The 16,071-nt window shown below is 67.9% G+C and carries 16 protein-coding genes; 6 read left to right on the top strand and 10 right to left on the bottom strand.

What is annotated here, in order from left to right; translation table 11 throughout:
- Nucleotides 1-13 precede the first annotated feature (13 nt).
- The 6 genes from OG474_RS07100 to OG474_RS07075 all read right to left on the bottom strand — a co-directional run bounded on the left by OG474_RS07100 (nt 14) and on the right by OG474_RS07075 (nt 8,081).
- Nucleotides 14-1,999 (bottom strand): ABC1 kinase family protein, encoded by a 1,986-nt coding sequence (locus tag OG474_RS07100; RefSeq protein ID WP_405061402.1) that lies wholly within the window; start codon nt 1,997-1,999, stop codon nt 14-16.
- A 1,584-nt stretch (nt 2,000-3,583) separates the two neighbouring features.
- Entirely contained in the window at nt 3,584-4,333 is a 750-nt protein-coding gene (locus OG474_RS07095; protein ID WP_405061401.1) for a succinate dehydrogenase/fumarate reductase iron-sulfur subunit, read from the bottom strand.
- A complete protein-coding gene (locus OG474_RS07090; RefSeq protein ID WP_405061400.1) occupies nt 4,330-6,225 on the bottom strand; it encodes a fumarate reductase/succinate dehydrogenase flavoprotein subunit in 1,896 nt (631 codons plus the stop codon). The genes OG474_RS07095 and OG474_RS07090 overlap by 4 nt, the downstream gene beginning before the upstream one ends.
- Nucleotides 6,226-6,238: 13 nt before the next feature.
- Entirely contained in the window at nt 6,239-7,039 is an 801-nt protein-coding gene (locus OG474_RS07085) for a hypothetical protein (RefSeq protein WP_405061399.1), read from the bottom strand.
- The gene (locus OG474_RS07080; RefSeq protein WP_405061398.1) at nt 7,039-7,347 is read right to left on the bottom strand and encodes a hypothetical protein; all 309 of its coding nucleotides are present in this window, start codon (nt 7,345-7,347) and stop codon (nt 7,039-7,041) included. The genes OG474_RS07085 and OG474_RS07080 overlap by 1 nt, the downstream gene beginning before the upstream one ends.
- Nucleotides 7,348-7,454: 107 nt before the next feature.
- Nucleotides 7,455-8,081, bottom strand: a complete 627-nt coding sequence (locus tag OG474_RS07075; RefSeq protein WP_405061397.1) for a hypothetical protein — start codon at nt 8,079-8,081, stop codon at nt 7,455-7,457.
- Nucleotides 8,082-8,143: 62 nt separating this feature from the next.
- Here OG474_RS07075 and OG474_RS07070 point away from each other — a divergent pair, with 62 nt between their 5' ends.
- The 5 genes from OG474_RS07070 (at nt 8,144) to OG474_RS07050 (ending at nt 12,489) form a co-directional block, all read left to right on the top strand.
- A complete protein-coding gene (locus OG474_RS07070; RefSeq protein ID WP_405061396.1) occupies nt 8,144-8,512 on the top strand; it encodes an NUDIX domain-containing protein in 369 nt (122 codons plus the stop codon).
- Nucleotides 8,513-8,689: 177 nt separating this feature from the next.
- Nucleotides 8,690-8,986 (top strand): LuxR C-terminal-related transcriptional regulator, encoded by a 297-nt coding sequence (locus tag OG474_RS07065; RefSeq protein ID WP_405061395.1) that lies wholly within the window; start codon nt 8,690-8,692, stop codon nt 8,984-8,986.
- A 100-nt stretch (nt 8,987-9,086) separates the two neighbouring features.
- Nucleotides 9,087-10,001, top strand: a complete 915-nt coding sequence (gene mshB, locus OG474_RS07060; protein ID WP_405061394.1) for an N-acetyl-1-D-myo-inositol-2-amino-2-deoxy-alpha-D-glucopyranoside deacetylase — start codon at nt 9,087-9,089, stop codon at nt 9,999-10,001.
- 56 nt (nt 10,002-10,057) lie between these two features.
- The gene (locus OG474_RS07055) at nt 10,058-10,576 is read left to right on the top strand and encodes a flavin reductase family protein (protein ID WP_405061393.1); all 519 of its coding nucleotides are present in this window, start codon (nt 10,058-10,060) and stop codon (nt 10,574-10,576) included.
- Between the two features lie 149 nt (nt 10,577-10,725).
- Nucleotides 10,726-12,489 carry a VanW family protein gene (locus OG474_RS07050; protein ID WP_405061392.1) on the top strand — a complete coding sequence of 588 codons (1,764 nt, stop codon included), beginning with the start codon at nt 10,726-10,728 and terminating at the stop codon, nt 12,487-12,489.
- A 12-nt stretch (nt 12,490-12,501) separates the two neighbouring features.
- On the opposite strand, the gene OG474_RS07045 is transcribed toward OG474_RS07050, so the two are convergent.
- Both OG474_RS07045 and OG474_RS07040 read right to left on the bottom strand, forming a co-directional pair.
- A complete protein-coding gene (locus tag OG474_RS07045) occupies nt 12,502-12,939 on the bottom strand; it encodes a type II toxin-antitoxin system PemK/MazF family toxin (RefSeq protein WP_405061391.1) in 438 nt (145 codons plus the stop codon).
- Between the two features lie 9 nt (nt 12,940-12,948).
- Nucleotides 12,949-13,845, bottom strand: a complete 897-nt coding sequence (locus tag OG474_RS07040) for a GNAT family N-acetyltransferase (protein ID WP_405061390.1) — start codon at nt 13,843-13,845, stop codon at nt 12,949-12,951.
- Nucleotides 13,846-14,165: 320 nt separating this feature from the next.
- On the opposite strand from OG474_RS07040, the gene fdxA reads away from it, so the two are divergent.
- Entirely contained in the window at nt 14,166-14,495 is a 330-nt protein-coding gene (fdxA, locus tag OG474_RS07035) for a ferredoxin (RefSeq protein ID WP_132172177.1), read from the top strand.
- Nucleotides 14,496-14,534: 39 nt separating this feature from the next.
- Here the strand turns inward: fdxA and OG474_RS07030 are convergent, their stop codons facing one another.
- Nucleotides 14,535-15,038: a hypothetical protein gene (locus OG474_RS07030; protein ID WP_405061389.1), complete on the bottom strand. Its 504-nt coding sequence runs from the start codon at nt 15,036-15,038 to the stop codon at nt 14,535-14,537.
- Between the two features lie 39 nt (nt 15,039-15,077).
- The gene (locus OG474_RS07025; protein ID WP_405061388.1) at nt 15,078-16,055 is read right to left on the bottom strand and encodes a hypothetical protein; all 978 of its coding nucleotides are present in this window, start codon (nt 16,053-16,055) and stop codon (nt 15,078-15,080) included.
- Nucleotides 16,056-16,071: the final 16 nt, after the last annotated feature.

The following is a 16,071-nucleotide window of genomic DNA, read 5'->3' as shown; positions in this document are numbered from 1 at the left end:
CACAGCTGAACTTTTACCGCACCCCGGTTTTGTCGGGGATGCGGAAGATCAGGACGAGGACCCGGAGCACGAGGACCGCGCAGATGACCAGGAGGTTGTAGGCGAAGAGTTGGTAGAGGCTGATGTTCTCGCTGACGCGGGGGCCGCCGGAGATGCCGAGCAGCAGCACGGCCATCAGGCCCGCGGTCGCGCCGAGGCCGGCGAGCAGGACCTGGTGCAGTAGGCCGGTCAGGTGTTTGCGGTCGCGTTCGTCGGCGAGCAGGCGGACGTTCAGGCCGAGTCGGCCGCTCTCGGCCGCGGCGGCGATTCGGTCGATCCGCCGCGGGAGGCGACGCAGCATCGGCAGGATCGAGGCCAGCTCCTCGGTCGCCGTTCTTTTCAAGGCCTCCGGGGTCAGGCGGTCGGTGACGTGGGCCGAGGCGAACTGGCGGGAGGCGGCGACCAGATCGAAGTTGGGGGAGATCCGGCTGATCGTGCCCTCGACCGTGGCCAGCGCGCGGAACACCGCGGCGACCTCCGGCGGTACGCCGAGCTCGTGCGAGGTGATGATCTTGAACAGGTCGTTGAACATGGCCGGCCCGATCGCCAGCGCACCGGTCAGATGCCGGGTCATGAACTGGCCGACCGCGCGCTCGAGGCCGCGCTCGTCGATCACGTCCGGCCGGTCGACGATCTCCAGCAGTGCGTCAGTGGCGCCGACCGGGTCACCGTGGTCGATCGCGAGCAGGAACCGCTGCAGGGCCTCGCGCGTGGCCGGGTCGAGCCGGCCGACCGAGCCGAGGTCGAGCATCCCGATCCGGCCGTCCGTGAGCAGCAGGAAGTTGCCCGGATGCGGATCGGCGTGGAAGACCCCGTCGATCGCGACCTGGCCGAGCAGGCAGTCGAACAAGGTCCGCCCGAGCTGGACGGCGTCCAGGCCGCGTTCGGCGATCGCCGGTGCCGCGTTGCCGAGGCCGATCCCGTCCAGGCGCTGCATGGTGAGTACGCGCCCGGTGCTGTATTTGTGGTGAAGCTCCGGTACGACGATGTCGTTGCTGGCGGCAACCGACTGGCCGGCCGCGACCGCTGCCATGTTGCCCGCCTCGACGGTGAAGTCGAGCTCCTCACGCATCGCCTCGGCGAAGCCGTCCGCCAGCGCGCGAACCCCCATCGAGCGACCCCAGTCGGTGTTCCGCTCGAGCAGCTTCGCGAGGCGCCGGACGATATCCAGGTCGCGGTCGACCACACTCGCGATGCCGGGCCGCTGGACCTTCACCACCACGTCCTGCGCCTCGGGAGTCCGCAGGGTCGCCGTGTAGACCTGGGCGACACTGGCCGCGGCGAGCGGCTCGGTGCCGAAGTCGGCGTACACCTGGGTCGGTGGTGCGCCGAGCTCCTCGGTGAGCACCTGCTCGATCTCGGCCCACGGCGCCGGAGTGACCTGATCCTGCAGGCGGCTGAGCTCGTCGGCCACCGACAACGGGATGATGTCGCTGCGGGTCGACAACACCTGCCCCAGCTTCACGAACGTGACCCCGGCATCATCCAGCGCCAGCCGCAGCGACCGCGCCAACTCGGCCTGCCCAGCCGCATTCTCCCGACCGGGTCGACGCCGGCCCCGCAGATACGGCCCCAGCCCGTGCTTGATCGCGATCCGCAGAATCTGCAGGTACCGCCGGGTCCGCGCGATCCGACCGGCCAGGTCCCGCCGCAGATCCCGGGCCCTGGGCAACGACCCCGTCGGCACCAACGCCTCCGCCAGCACCAGGAACACCAGCCCGCACAACGTCGCGCACAACGTCGTCAACGCCAAGAACGCGACCGCCGCCGCATTCGACCCGGTGAACGGCGCCTGCCCCACCAGCGCGTTCGCGATCGGACTGAACGTCGACAACGTCAAAGCCGCCGCCAACCCCAACCGCACCAGCCCGAACCGCACCCCCAGCAACCGCTGAGCCACCGGAATAAACAGCACCATGAACACAACCAGGCTGAACAACCCAGCCACCACAACATCCATGGTGTGAACCCTAGGCCCGCCCGGCGTTCACGGAGCTCACCCACACGGGTGATTGAACCCCGTACCGCCCCAGGAGCTTCCGCGAGCCGCCCGCCACCTTTGCGTATCCGCCGCTTTGCGTGGAGCTACTGCCGCTCCCGTGGCAGTAGAACTCCGTGGATCTGTGGCTGGTCGGGGTTTGTGGGTGTTTGCGGGGATCTACTGCCGCTGAGAGGCAGCAGACCCCCGCAAAGCGGTTCGTGTCCCCCCGATTCGCGCCGCACCGGACAGGCCGGACACGTACACGGTGGCTGGCCGCCGCGGCGGCCGATTTACTGAAGTGCTAGGCGGGCGTCGTCTGTGGCTGAGGGGGATGGCCAGGCCGGCGACCACAGTTTCGGCTGCTTGAGCTTCCGGGCTTCGGTTGCGGTCCCGGAAAAACGAGGGGATCTCCCCGCAAGTTGCTGGTTCTCCCCTCATATTTTGAGCAGAGAAGGGTCAACTTGAACGGATATCCAGCCAAATTTCCGCAGCCGAGGCAGACGAGGCAGGCGACCCGAACCGCCGTGCTCAACCACGGCGGCGGGTCGCCTGACAGGCCTCCTTGTCGTCGGGAGCAACCACCGCGACGGGGCAGCTACCAAGCCTCCTCACCGTCGGGAGCAACCACCGCGACGGGCCAGCTACCAAGCCTCCTCACCGTCGGGAGCAACCACCGCGGCGAGTCAGCTGACAGGCCTCCTGATCGTCGGGAGCAACCACAACCCGTCAGCCCCAAGCAACGGGCACGCGGTCACCGGCCTCGCCATCCGGCCCAGCCACAGACCAGCCCAGCCACCCGTCTCAGTCAATCCGGCCGCAGCGGCGACCAGCCACCGACCACGCCACCGGCCGAATCCGAGCGGCCGGACGGGACGAGCACATCCGGGAAGGAGGGGTTCCTGTCCAGACAAAGCCCTCAGCCACAGCGACCGATCACCCGTCGCGATCCCGCTCCCAAATCGGTTCGGGGAGAGTCTCCTCCCCCCGGAGAGCGGACCGGGGAGCATTCACCCCCCGAATCGGTCCCAAATCCTCCCCAAACCAGTTTGGGGAGGACGCCGCCGGCCAAATCGCAACAGGCTCCTGGAGGCAGTAATCCTCCGCTAACCGCACCTACTACAGGCACGCTCACCTGCTCTGAGCCCCCACCAGTCATTCCGTAGCCGTTTCGGTGACTGACCCGTGCTCAAGGCGCGGCGGATCGCATGCTTTGAGCCCCCACCAGTCACTTGGTGCCTGCGTCCGTGACCGATGCGTGCTCAAGGCTCGGCCGTCGACTCTCCGATGCCTGCGGTGTGTGGGCTTGCTGCCTGCGCCGCCGCCCAGACGTCGTGCGCGCTCACCGCGCGTCGACCCTCAGCGGGCACCGGACCGGTCGGATCCGCGCGCTTTGCGTGGAGCTACTGCCTCAGGGAGGCAGTAATCCCCCGCAAAGCGGTCACAACCCTCAGCCCTGGAGGCGCCGAAAGGGTGTCGCCGCCGGAGGCGGTGTCCTTGGGTTGTCGGGTGGAGAAAGAACAAGCGCCCGGCCGCGGGTGCGGTCGGGCGCTTGGTGTGAACTTGTCAGACGCGGCGGCGGATTTTGTTGCCCAGCCAGACGATGGGGTCGTACTTGCGGTCGGCGACTCGTTCCTTCATGGGGATGAGGGCGTTGTCGGTGATCTTGATGTGTTCGGGGCAGACCTCGGTGCAGCACTTGGTGATGTTGCAGAAGCCGAGGCCGTGGTCCTCCTGGGCCGCCTTCTGGCGGTCGGCGGCGTCGAGCGGGTGCATGTCCAGCTCGGCGATGCGCATCAGGAAGCGGGGACCGGAGAAGGATTCCTTGTTCTCCTCGTGGTCACGGATGACGTGGCAGGTGTCCTGGCACAGGAAGCACTCGATGCACTTGCGGAACTCCTGCGAGCGCTCGACGTCGACCTGCTGCATCCGGTACTCACCGGGCTTCAGGTCGGCCGGGGGCTTGAAGGCGGGGATCTCGCGGGCCTTCTGGTAGTTGAACGAGACGTCCGTGACCAGGTCCTTGATGACCGGGAAGGTCCGCATCGGGGTGACCGTGACGGTCTCCCCTTCCTCGAAAGTGTTCATCCGGCACATGCACATCAGCTTCGGCATGCCGTTGATCTCGGCGCTGCAGGAGCCGCACTTGCCGGCCTTGCAGTTCCAGCGGACCGCCATGTCGGGGGTCTGGGTGGCCTGCAGCCGGTGGATGACGTCGAGGACGACCTCGCCCTCGTTCACCTCGACCTCGTAGTCCTTCAGCTCGCCGCCGTCGGCGTCCCCACGCCAAACGCGGAACTTCGCCTGGTAACTCATACGGGCAGCTCCTCTTCGGTGAGGTACTTCGCCAGTTCGTCGCGCTCGAACAGCTCCAGCAGGTCCTCGCGCATCGGGATCTGGTCCTTCTTGACCACGGTGACCCCGTCGCCGTCGCTCTGCAGCGAGCAGACCAGCAGCAGCTTGCGCCACTCGGCGTTCATGCCGGGGAAGTCGTCGCGGGTGTGACCGCCGCGGGACTCCTCGCGCAGCAGGGCGGCCTTGGCGACGCACTCCGACACGGTCAGCATGTTGCGCAGGTCCAGGGCCAGGTGCCAGCCCGGGTTGAACTGGCGGTGACCCTCGACCGTCATCTTCGCGATCCGGCCGCGGAACTCGGTCAGCCGCGACAGCGCCTGCTCGATCTCGCCGGCCTTGCGGATGATGCCGACCAGGTCGTTCATCGACTGCTGGAGTTCCTGGTGGATCGTGTACGGGTTCTCCCCGCCTTCGAGCTCGAACGGCGCGAGGGCCTCGGCCGCCGCGGTGTCGATGTCGGCCTCGGAGATCTTCGGCCGGTTCTCGCCGAGCGACTCGACGTACATCGCCGCACCGGCTCCGGCGCGCCGGCCGAAGACGAGCAGGTCGGACAGCGAGTTGCCGCCGAGGCGGTTCGAGCCGTGCATCCCGCCGGCCACTTCACCGGCGGCGTACAGGCCCTTGACCGAGGACTGCGCGGTGTCCGGCTCGACCTCGACGCCACCCATCACGTAGTGACAGGTCGGGCCGACCTCCATCGGCTCCGCGGTGATGTCGACGTCCGCCAGCTCCTTGAACTGGTGGTACATCGACGGCAGCCGGCGCTGGATCTCCTCGGCGGGCAGCCGCGAGGACACGTCCAGGAAGACGCCACCGTGCGGCGTACCGCGCCCGGCCTTGACCTCGGAGTTGATCGCCCGGGCGACCTCGTCGCGGGGCAGCAGCTCCGGTGGGCGCCGGTTGTTGTCGGCGTCCTTGTACCAGCGGTCGGCCTCTTCCTCGGTCTCCGCGTACTGCGCGCGGAACACGTCGGGGACGTAGTCGAACATGAACCGCTTGCCCTCGGAGTTCTTCAGTACGCCGCCGTCGCCGCGCACCGACTCCGTGACCAGGATCCCCTTCACCGACGGCGGCCAGACCATGCCGGTCGGGTGGAACTGGATGAACTCCATGTTGATCAGCGTCGCACCGGCCCGCATCGCGAGGGCGTGACCGTCACCGGTGTACTCCCACGAGTTCGAGGTGACCTTGAACGACTTGCCGACACCGCCGGTGGCCAGGATGACCGCGGGGGCGTCGAACAGGATGAACCGGCCGGACTCGCGCCAGTAGCCGAAGGCACCTGAAATAGCTTCGGAGTCGCCGCCTGTGTTGTCTTTCAGCAGTTCGGTGACCGTGCACTCGGCGTACACCTTGAGGTTGGCCTCGTAGTCGCCGGTCGCCTCGAAGTCCTCCTGCTGCAGCGAGACGATCTTCTGCTGCAGGGTGCGGATCAGCTCCAGCCCGGTCCGGTCGCCGACGTGGGCGAGCCGCGGGTAGGTGTGACCGCCGAAGTTGCGCTGGCTGATCTTGCCGTCCGGCGTCCGGTCGAACAGGGCGCCGTAGGTCTCCAGCTCCCAGACCCGGTCGGGGGCTTCCTGCGCGTGCAGTTCGGCCATCCGCCAGTTGTTCAGGAACTTGCCGCCACGCATGGTGTCGACGTAGTGGGTCTTCCAGTTGTCGTTCGCGTTCGCGTTGCCCATCGCGGCGGCGCAGCCGCCCTCGGCCATCACGGTGTGTGCCTTGCCGAACAGCGACTTGCACACGATCGCGGTCCGCTTGCCCTGCTCGCGGGCCTCGATCGCCGCGCGCAGACCGGCGCCGCCGGCCCCGATCACGACGACGTCGTAGGTGTGTCGTTCCAGCTCAGTCATATCTCGCAGATCCTCAGTTCAAGAAGCGCAGGTCGGAGAACCAGCCGGCCGACAGCGCCATGATGTAGAAGTCGGTCAGGATCACGGTGAACAGCGACGCCATCGCGAACGTGCCGTGCTTCGGGTTCAGCTTGGACACGAAGGTCCAGTACCGGTACCGCAGCGGGTGCTTGGAGAAGTTCTTCAGCCGGCCGCCGACGATGTGCCGGCAGGCGTGGCAGGACAGCGTGTACAGCCAGAGCATCACCAGGTTGACCCAGATGATCAACGTGCCCAGACCGATGCCGAAGCCGCCGTCCTTGCCGTGGAAGGCCTGGACGCCGTCGTAGACGTTCAGCAGACCGAAGACCAGCGCGCCGTAGAAGAAGTAGCGGTGCAGGTTGAGCCCGGTGAGCGGGAACCTGCTCTCACCGGTGTACTTCTTGTGCGGCTCCGGTACGGCGCAGGCGCCGGGCGCGAGCAGCAGCGAACGCCAGCCCGCCTTGCGGTAGTAGTAGCAAGTACCGCGGAAGCCGGCCAGTACGGCGAACGTGATGATGCTGTACGGGATGAAGACCGGGAACTTCGGGAACCAGCTGCCCAGGTGACTCGAGCCCGGTACACAGCCGTCGTTGATACACGGCGAGTACAGCGGGGTCAGGTAGTGATGGGCGTCGACCCAGTACCACTTGTTCATGAAGATGCGGATCGTCGCGTAGACGATGAAGAAGCCCAGGATCACTCCGATCCGCAGCGGCGCCAGCCACCACCGATCGGTCCGTGCCGTCTTCAGCCCGACCTGTGCGCGCCCGGGCGAATCAACTCCGTGAGCCATCAGGGTGCACGCCGATCCGGTGCGCCGAAGCCTTCATGCTCCGCGTCTGTCCACATGGACGCGTCATACTCCACGTCGGGAATCTCCTCGAGGTCCTCCGGAACCGGTCCGGGTCTGTGCCGTGGGTCGGGAGGGCCTAGCTCGGCCAGATCGTCGCTCAGCCTGGCCACATCGGACACGAGCCGGCGAACGCCGAGGGTGTCTCCGTACTCCTGGCTCAGCTTTCCGACGGCCGCATGCAGTGCTTCGAGCGCGCGGACTACGGGCGCGACGGCGCCGTTCGCCCCTGAATGTTCTCCAGCACCCATGCCGACTCCAGTGATGGTGTTGTAGCTGTCAGTATGGGCACACTTTGCCGCGCTCAGGCATGCAACGGAAGACCTCTCGGTACGGCGTGTTTCTACTTAGGGTTGCCTCAGTTGCCGACGGCCGATGAGTGGAGTAATGGGGCGAATCTGGCCTTCAGGACAACGAGATTCGCCGGTGGGGTCAACACCTCGGCCTCGAACAGTCCGGGTGGCCGGCGCGGTTTTTCGTAACCCTGCCAGGACCACGGCAGCACCTGCCCATCCAGCATCAGCGCCGGGCGGCCGTCGTACCGGATCATTGCGCCGTCCGGCAGCTCGGCCAACGGTCGCACCGTTGTGCGTTGCCGACGAGTGCGTGGCTCGACGCGTTGGCTGTGCAGTACGGCGTCCATGGCGGGCGCGCGTGGACGCTCGTCGAGGCCATTGCCTTGTGCCCAAGCTCCGGCGTACCGCAGGAAGTCCCTGCGCCGGCAGTAATGACAGGGTCGGTGTCCGGCCGCGAGAGCGACCGCTTCATCGAAGAAGAACAAGGCGGTCCAGCGGCCGGGCGGCATCGGATCGCGCTGAACTCCCTTCCAGTCAAGGACGCAGCAGATCCACGCCTTCGAGCGCCAGCGGGTGGTGCCGAGGGCACGCCCCGGCCCGTGCAATGTGCCGCGGTTGCCCATGAGTAGGCCGCGGCCCGGCTCGGCCACGATCTCCTGGGTCGGAAGAACCCTGTTCTGCAACGGCATACGGCTCATCGTGCCGTAGGGCACCGACGGTTTTTCGTTATACGTCTGACAGAGTCGACCCCGTGCAGATTGTGGTGGGTGTCGCGGTGGTGCGTGGCGATCGGGTGCTGGCGGCGTACCGGCCGGGGCCTGACGGGGGCTGGGAGTTCCCAGGTGGCAAGGTCGAGCCGGGGGAGTCCGAGGCGCAGGCGGCGGTCCGGGAGTTGCGGGAGGAACTGGAGCTGGAGGTCGAGATCGGGGACTCGCTCGGCCCGGGGGTGGACATCTCCGACAAGTACCGGCTGCACGTCTACCGGGCCTCGGTCGTGAGTGGCGAGCCGGTGCGCACCGAGCACTCCGAACTGCGGTGGTTCGCGGCCGCCGAACTGGTCGAGGACGACTGGCTGATCCCGGACCGGCCGTTCGTCAGGGTCCTGCGCGAACTCCTCTAGTGGCGGAAGTCACATTTGGAGTAGCAGTGCCGGGGGATGGTCAAACTGTGACCAACGGTCACCCTCAGAAAACGGCCCTTACCGCAATTGTATGGGTCGTTTGTATGGGTTGTACCTGGTGAGTGGTCTACTCCGACGGCGAGAATCCTCCTGCACGCTACTGGGGAGGAGTGAGGAATGTCGGTGTATCAGGTCGTCCCATCCGTCCGGAGGGAAGACATCGCGTCGGAGGACGTCTGCGAGATCTACGAACTGGGATCCCGGCGGCAGTCGCCCGCCGCGATCAAGGAGCTGACCAGCCGCCAGATCGCGATCGGCCGGATGCTGTCCACCGGGACGAAGGACGCCGCGATCGCTCGTGAGCTGGGCCTGTCGCTGCGGACCGTCCGGGCCGAGGTCAGCGCGCTGGTCGTCGGGCTCGGTGCCAAGTCCCGCTTCCAGGCGGGTTGCCTGCTGGTCCGCCGCTTCGGCTGACCGTCACGCGCACCCGCGCCCACCGGAATTTCGGGCTCCGGTCGGGGCGCGGGGGCGCTCGTAGGGAATATCTGAAGGATCAGCGACGTAATCTCTGGTTATGGCTGAGCTCCCCACCCACAGGCTTCTCCTGGTGCACGCGCACCCGGACGACGAGACCATCAACAACGGCGCCACGATGGCGCGGTACGTGGAGGAAGGCGCCCACGTCACGCTGGTCACCTGCACCCTCGGTGAAGAGGGGGAGGTGCTCGTCCCCGACCTGGCCCATCTGGCCGCCGACCGGGACGACCAGCTCGGCCCGCACCGGATCGACGAGCTCGCCGCGGCGATGTCCGAGCTCGGTGTGACCGACCACCGCTTCCTCGGCGGCCCCGGCAAGTACCGCGACACCGGGATGATCTACAACGACGAGGGCAACGCGGACACGCCGCCGGACACCCGCCCGGACAGCTTCTGGCAGGCCGACCTGCTGGCCGCGGCGAACGAGCTGGTCCCGATCATCCGCGAGATCCGTCCGCAGGTCCTGGTCACCTATGACGAGTACGGGAACTACGGTCACCCGGACCACATCAAGGCACACCGCGTCGCCATGTACGCCGCTGCGCTGGCCGGCGCCCGCTCGTACCGGCAGGATCTCGGCGAGGCCTGGGACATCCCGAAGATCTACTGGACCGCCATGATCGAGTCGGCGATGCGGGAGAGCCTGCGCCAGCTGCGGGCGGCCGGTGACACCACGACCTTCGAGGGGATGGACCCGGAAGGCCCGATGCCGCCGCTGATCACTCCGGACCACCTCATCGACGCGATCATCGACGGGACGCAGTGGCTGGACCGCAAGATGAACGCGATGAAGGCGCACGCCACCCAGATCACCGTGGACGGACCGTTCTTCGCCCTGTCGAACAACAACGGCAACACGATCTTCGGCGACGAGGGCTACCGCCTGGTCAAGGGCACCGCCGCGCCGGGCCCGAAGGGCGTCGAGGACGACCTGTTCGCCGGCCTGGCGTGATCGTCCCCACACGCGGACGCCAAGCATCGACCAGCGCTCGGGCATAGGCTGCGGAAGTGCCTGCGCCCGAGACCGGTGGGATCGTGCCGCCCGGGGAGTTCCGGGCGGCGGTCGGGCAGTTCGCGGCGGGCATCCTGATCATGAGCACGCTGCAGGACGGCGTCGCGCACGCGATGACCGCGAATGCGTTCACCTCGGTGTCGCTTGATCCGCCGCTGGTCCTGGTCTGCGTGGACAAGGGCGTGCGGATGCATGACGCTGTCCTCGACTGCGGCTACTGGGCGGTGTCGGTGCTGGCCGCGGATCAGCAGGAGCTGGCCGCCCGGTTCGCGCGGTCGGGGCGCGATCTGCGCACCCAGTTCGACGGGGTCGGGACCGAGCCCGGCCCGAAGACCGGTTGCCCGGTGATCGCCGGTTCGCTGTCCTGGATCGAGTGCCGGACCTGGGCGACGTACGAGGGTGGGGACCACACGATCGTGGTCGGCGAGGTGCTGAGCCTGGGCCACGGCGAGCCCGTCGGCCGGGGTGCGCTGATCCATCACGCCAGTCACTACCGGGAGTTGCCCGGAGGCTGAGCGTGGCGGACACGCCGTACCGGGGTCTTTTGGGGCAGGCGGGGCCTGCCCCAAGGGTCGGGAAGGCCTGCCCCGTCCCGTAAGCTGTGCCCTTGTGTTCCGGGTGGACACAAGCCTGACCACGGCTTTGAGCAGGAGGACTTCGTCCGGTGGGGAAGAAGCAGCTCGCGGGGATCATCGCCGCGGCAGGACTGGGTGTGCTCGTCGTGGGGTACGGCGCCGCCTTCGCGTTCGCCGGGGACAAGATCCCGGGTGACACCACCGTGCTCGGCATCTCGCTCGGCGGGTTGTCGCAGAGCGACGCCAAGGCCAAGCTCGAGGCCGGGCTCAAGGACCGGCTCGCGGAGCCGATCAAGTTCAAGGCCGGCGACTCGGCGACGGCGTACTCGGTGGACCCGGCCGAGGCCGGGCTGAGCCTCGACGTCGACGCGACCGTCGCCCAGGCCGGGGCAGGCCGCAGTCTGGCCCCCGCGCGGATCTGGCGCGGTCTGACCGGCGGTGCCGCGGTCGAGCCCGTCGTCGACAAGGACGAGGCGAAGCTCAAGGCGGCGGTCGAGAAGCTCGCCACCCAGGTGAACCGCCCGGCCACCGAGGGCACGATCACCTTCGACGGTGTGCGGCCGGTGTCGCACAAGCCGGCCCAAGGGCTCGCGCTCGATCCCGCGAAGGCCACCGACGTCGTCCTCAAGGCCTACCCGTACGGCGGTTCCGTCGCGGAGCTGCCCGTCCAGGTGACCGAGCCGCAGGCCGGGTCGGACGCGATCACCAAGGCGATGAGCGACTTCGCCGAGCCGGCGGTCTCCGGGCCGATCAAGCTGACCGTCGGCGACAAGTCGGTCTCGCTGAGCCCGGCCGAGTTCGCGCCGGCGCTGAGCTTCACGGTGAACGGCGGCGAGGTCAAGCCGGCGCTGAGCGGCAAGAAGCTGGAGCCCCTGTTCCAGAAGCGGTTCAAGGCCCTCGAGACGCTGCCCAAGGACGCGACCTTCGAGATCGCGGCCGGCAAGCCGCGGGTGGTCCCGGCCGTCGACGGCATGGTCGTCGACCGCACCAAGGTCGTCCCGGCGATCCTCTCGGTGCTGTCGAAGCCCGCCGGTGAGCGCCAGGCCGCGGTCGGCCTCGCGAACACCAAGGCCAAGGTCACGACCGCGCAGGTCGAGGCGCTCGGGATCAAGGAGGTGATGGGTCAGTTCACCACCAACTTCCCCGACGCGGAGTACCGCAACATCAACATCGGCACCGCGGCGCGCAAGATCAACGGCACGCTGCTGAAGCCGAACGAGACCTTCAGCCTGAACAAGGTGGTCGGCGAGCGCACCAAGGAGAACGGCTTCACCGAGGGCAACATCATCAGCGGCGGCAAGTTCGTCCTGGACCTCGGCGGCGGTGTCTCCCAGTCGGCGACGACGACCTTCAACGCGGCCTTCTTCGCCGGGCTCAAGGATGTCGAGCACAAGGCGCACAGCGTCTACATCAGCCGCTACCCGATCGGCCGCGAGGCGACCGTGGCGTGGCCGTCGGTGGACCTGAAGTTCCTGAACGACTCCGGCCACGGGATCTACATCCAGACCATCTTCCGGGCGTCGACCGCCGGCAGTCAGGGCGAGCTCACGGTGAAGATCTGGGGCACCAAGGTCTGGGACATCACCGCCCGCGCGTCCGGCAAGTCGAACCCGCGTGCGCCCGGACTGGTCTACAGCCAGGAGGCGGGCTGCCGGCCGCAGGCGCCGACCGCCGGTTTCGACATCACGATCTTCCGGGACTTCGCGAAGAACGGCGTCAAGCAGAAGACCGAGCAGTTCACCACGCACTACAACGCGGCCGACGACATCCGTTGCGGCCCGAAGCCCGGGACCGAGACCCCGGTGGTTCCGCCGCAGAACGGCCAGACCACGCCGCCGCGCAAGCCGAGCTGATCGGTAGCGCTCTCAGCTGCGATGGAGGGTGTGGAGCTCGGCAGCGACCTGGTTGAACAGGTCCTCGCCGATCACCGCGCCCTCTCGCCGCACCTGGGCGGGATCGACCCGTAGGATCCGGTCCAGCCGCACCTCGCTGTTCCGGCCCTCGCGGTCCCAGTCGCCCTTGCCGACGTCCATCCAGACCCGGCCCCAGCGCGCCTCGTCGGCGGCGTCCCGGTCGTGGTCCTTGCTGGTCAGGATCAGCGCGAGCAGGTACTGACCGTCCGATCCGACGACGAGCACCGGCCGGTCCTTGCCGCGGTGGTGGTCCTCCTCGAACGGCACCCAGGTCCAGACGACCTCGCCCGGATCCGCCACCCCGTCATCGGGATGCGGCGTGTACTCGACCTGCACGGTGCCTTCGAAATCGCCCGGGTACTCAGGGCGCTCCACCACGTGATCCGCCATACCCGGAGCCTACTGGGACGGACTCACCAGATACCGGTAGCGATAGGCCTCGACGTAGCCGAGCCGCCGGTACGCCGTCACAGCCGCCTGATTGCTCTCCAGGACCTCCAGATAGGTCCGGCGGCCGCCCTGAGGGCCCGCCCAGCGCGCCAGAGCCTGTACGACGGCCGCGGCCAGCCCGTTGCCCCGATGGTCCGGCGCGACCCGGACAGCGTCGACTCCGAGCCAGTGACCGGTCATCGAGGCCCGACCGACGGCCACTGGCTGCCCGTCGACCGCGATCGAGGCGAAGACCGCCTTGGGCGCTCCCTCCAGAACCACGCGCGCTGCGGAGGGAACCGGTCCCTCGAAGGCGACGCCGTACCAGGCGTGGTCGGGGCGCTCGGTGAGCTGGACGTCGTACGGCGGGAGGGCGTTCACGTGGTCGAGCGTGGTGTGCATGACCAGGACGTCCGAGCGGCCGGGGTGCGCCTCGACCCAGCCGAGCCCGCGCAGCTCGGCCTCGGCCGGGCTGCCGAGGCGGATGTGGGCCTGCGGGGGCAGGCCGCGCTCGACGTAGAAGGCCTCAGCGCGCTCGAGGGCCTCGGGGAGGGGCATGCCCGGGCTGCCGGTCGGGAGCAGCGAGTTGCCGCGGCCGGTCCAGCCTGCGGATGCCCGGAGCAACCACTCACCCAGGTACGACGTTTCGGCCGCCGGGCGACCGAGGGCGGTGGTCAGGAAGAGCTGCTCGACGTCGACCGGACGGAGCGGCATCTCGGGGATCGGTTTGGCCGCGGTGACCGCGGTCAGCTCGATCTCGTGCCGGCTGCTGTCGGCATGCCGAACCACCAGCCGGCCCTCCCGGTAGCCCTCGAGGACTCCGATGACGTCGGTTAGGCCACCCTTAATTCGGTGCCGGACGACCACACGGTGTCCGATATCACGAGTACCAAGGCCTGACACGATCCGGACTCCTGGCAGAGTGGGCAGAGTATTACCGTGATACTAGTGTCGTGTAAGCGATGTAGCTCGGCGCTACCGGCGCCCAGGCACGCACCTCGCGGCACTTGCGCAGCACCCACGATGGATCCGCATCGAGGCCGCCGCCCAAGCACCGCGATGCACGCACCTGGACACCGGTATCGCTCGAACTACACCACTTACACGACACTAGAGACTCTTGCACCACCGCATCGCAGCAACCCAGAGGACCGCCGCTGCGCTTGCCTGCCATAGGAGGAGTAGCAGTGACCTACGTCATCGCGCAGCCGTGTGTTGACCTGAAGGACCTCGCGTGTGTCGAGGAGTGCCCCGTCGACTGCATCTACGAGGGCAACCGGATGCTCTACATCCACCCCGACGAATGTGTGGACTGCGGAGCGTGCGAGCCGGTCTGCCCGGTCGAAGCCATCTACTACGAGGACGACACCCCGGAGCAGTGGAAGGACTACTACACCGCGAACGTCGACTTCTTCACCGACCTGGGCTCGCCGGGTGGCGCGTCCAAGATGGGCAAGATCGACAAGGACCACCAGTTCATCGCGGCCCTGCCCCTGCAGATTCACGAAGAGCACTGAGTTCGTCCGGGTGGGGTGCCGCAGGGCACCCCACCCGACTCAGAACCCGGCTTTGGCCTCGAAATGGGCCAGCGCCTCTTCACGGGCGAGCCGGAAGCCGATGGCGCACAGCGCCGAGCCGGGGAATCCGATCACCGCGATGATCACCATCGAGCGGATCACCACCGCGTGGAGCGCGTCCTCGTCCGGGCCGGTGAACCACAGGTCCGTCGCCGAGTGGAAGCCGACGGTGACGGCGATCCCGATCAGGCCGTAGCCGACGATGATCAGCAGCCGCCCGAAGCGGTCCCGGAAGCCGCGTCTGCGCGCCCCGCGCCACAGGTAGCGGCCGAACGTGAAGATCAGGCTGCCCCAGATCGCGAGCAGGAAGTTGTCGACGACGAGGAACAGATCGTTGGTCGACGAGCCGGGACCGGCGCCAGCGACGGCCATGAAGGCCCGCGCGACGCCGTACAGGAGCAGGCCGAGGCCTGCCACGATCAGCACGAGTCCGGCCAGGTTGAACAAGACGTTCGGCCGGTGTTGCACCCCCTGATTTTCCATGTACTCAGGGTGAGCAAGAACCTTCAGACAGTCTTCAGGTCACTGCTCGAGGACATCCACGTGAACGTGGTCCAGGTGCCGGAGGATCTTCGAGTCACCGCTGCGCTCCGGTGGGGTGTAGTCGCGCCACCCGCTGTCCGAGCGGCCGCCGGACGTCCAGATCTTGTCGCTGAAGATGACTGTGCGGATGTTGAGCACGTTCGCCCGGGCAACCAGGTACTGCGCCATCGCCCAGCCCTTGGTCGTGTTGGCAGTGGAGATCGGCCGCACGAACACGTCGACGGCCCGGCCCTCGTAGTGGGCGGAGCCCTCCATGTGCCCGGTCTGGACCCCGCCCGGCGCATAACCACCGGTCGAGAGCGTCCCGAACGTTGCCAGCAGATCCCGCCGTACGGCGTCCGCTCGCGGCGTCAGCCCGTTCTTGCCGATCGTCTCGGCCGGTACGTCGCCCGGGTTGACCGTGCAGCTGAAGACGGCCTTCGAGTTGCCGGTGAACGCGGAGGCGAGCACGCGGGCGTCGGCCTCGTGATCGGCGTACGCGTTCGGGAAGGCGCTGCGCTGGACCCGGTCGGCCGCGACCGTGACCGGGAGTGTCTGGTAGCCCTTGACCTTCACCAGGGCGTCGTAGAACTTCCCGGCGGCGTAGTGCGGGTTCTGCACCTGCTTGGCCGTGCCCCAGCCCTGCGACGGACGCTGCTGGAACAGTCCCAGCGAATCCCGGTCGCCGTGGGCGAGGTTGCGCAGGCCGGACTCCTGGTAGGCCGTGGCGAGCGCGATCGTCACCGCCCGCGCCGGCAGCCCACGCCGTACGGCGACGCCCGCGATGATGGCGGCCGACTCGGCCTGCTCCAGGTCGAGCACGACCTTCGCGCCGCTGACCGTCGCCTCGCACTGCTCCGGCGGTGGCAGCAGCGGACCGAGACTCTTCCCGCCGATCCAGGCCACAGCTCCGCCGATCACCACGCTGAGGGCCGCGATCGACCCCAAGGCGACGAGCACGCCTCGTTTCATCGGCATACCGCTCCCAACGTGC

The organism is Kribbella sp. NBC_01505, assembly GCF_045040285.1.
Lineage (GTDB): Bacteria > Actinomycetota > Actinomycetes > Propionibacteriales > Kribbellaceae > Kribbella.
Note: the sequence above shows the minus strand (reverse complement) of the source record. Positions and strands in the feature narration are given on the sequence as shown.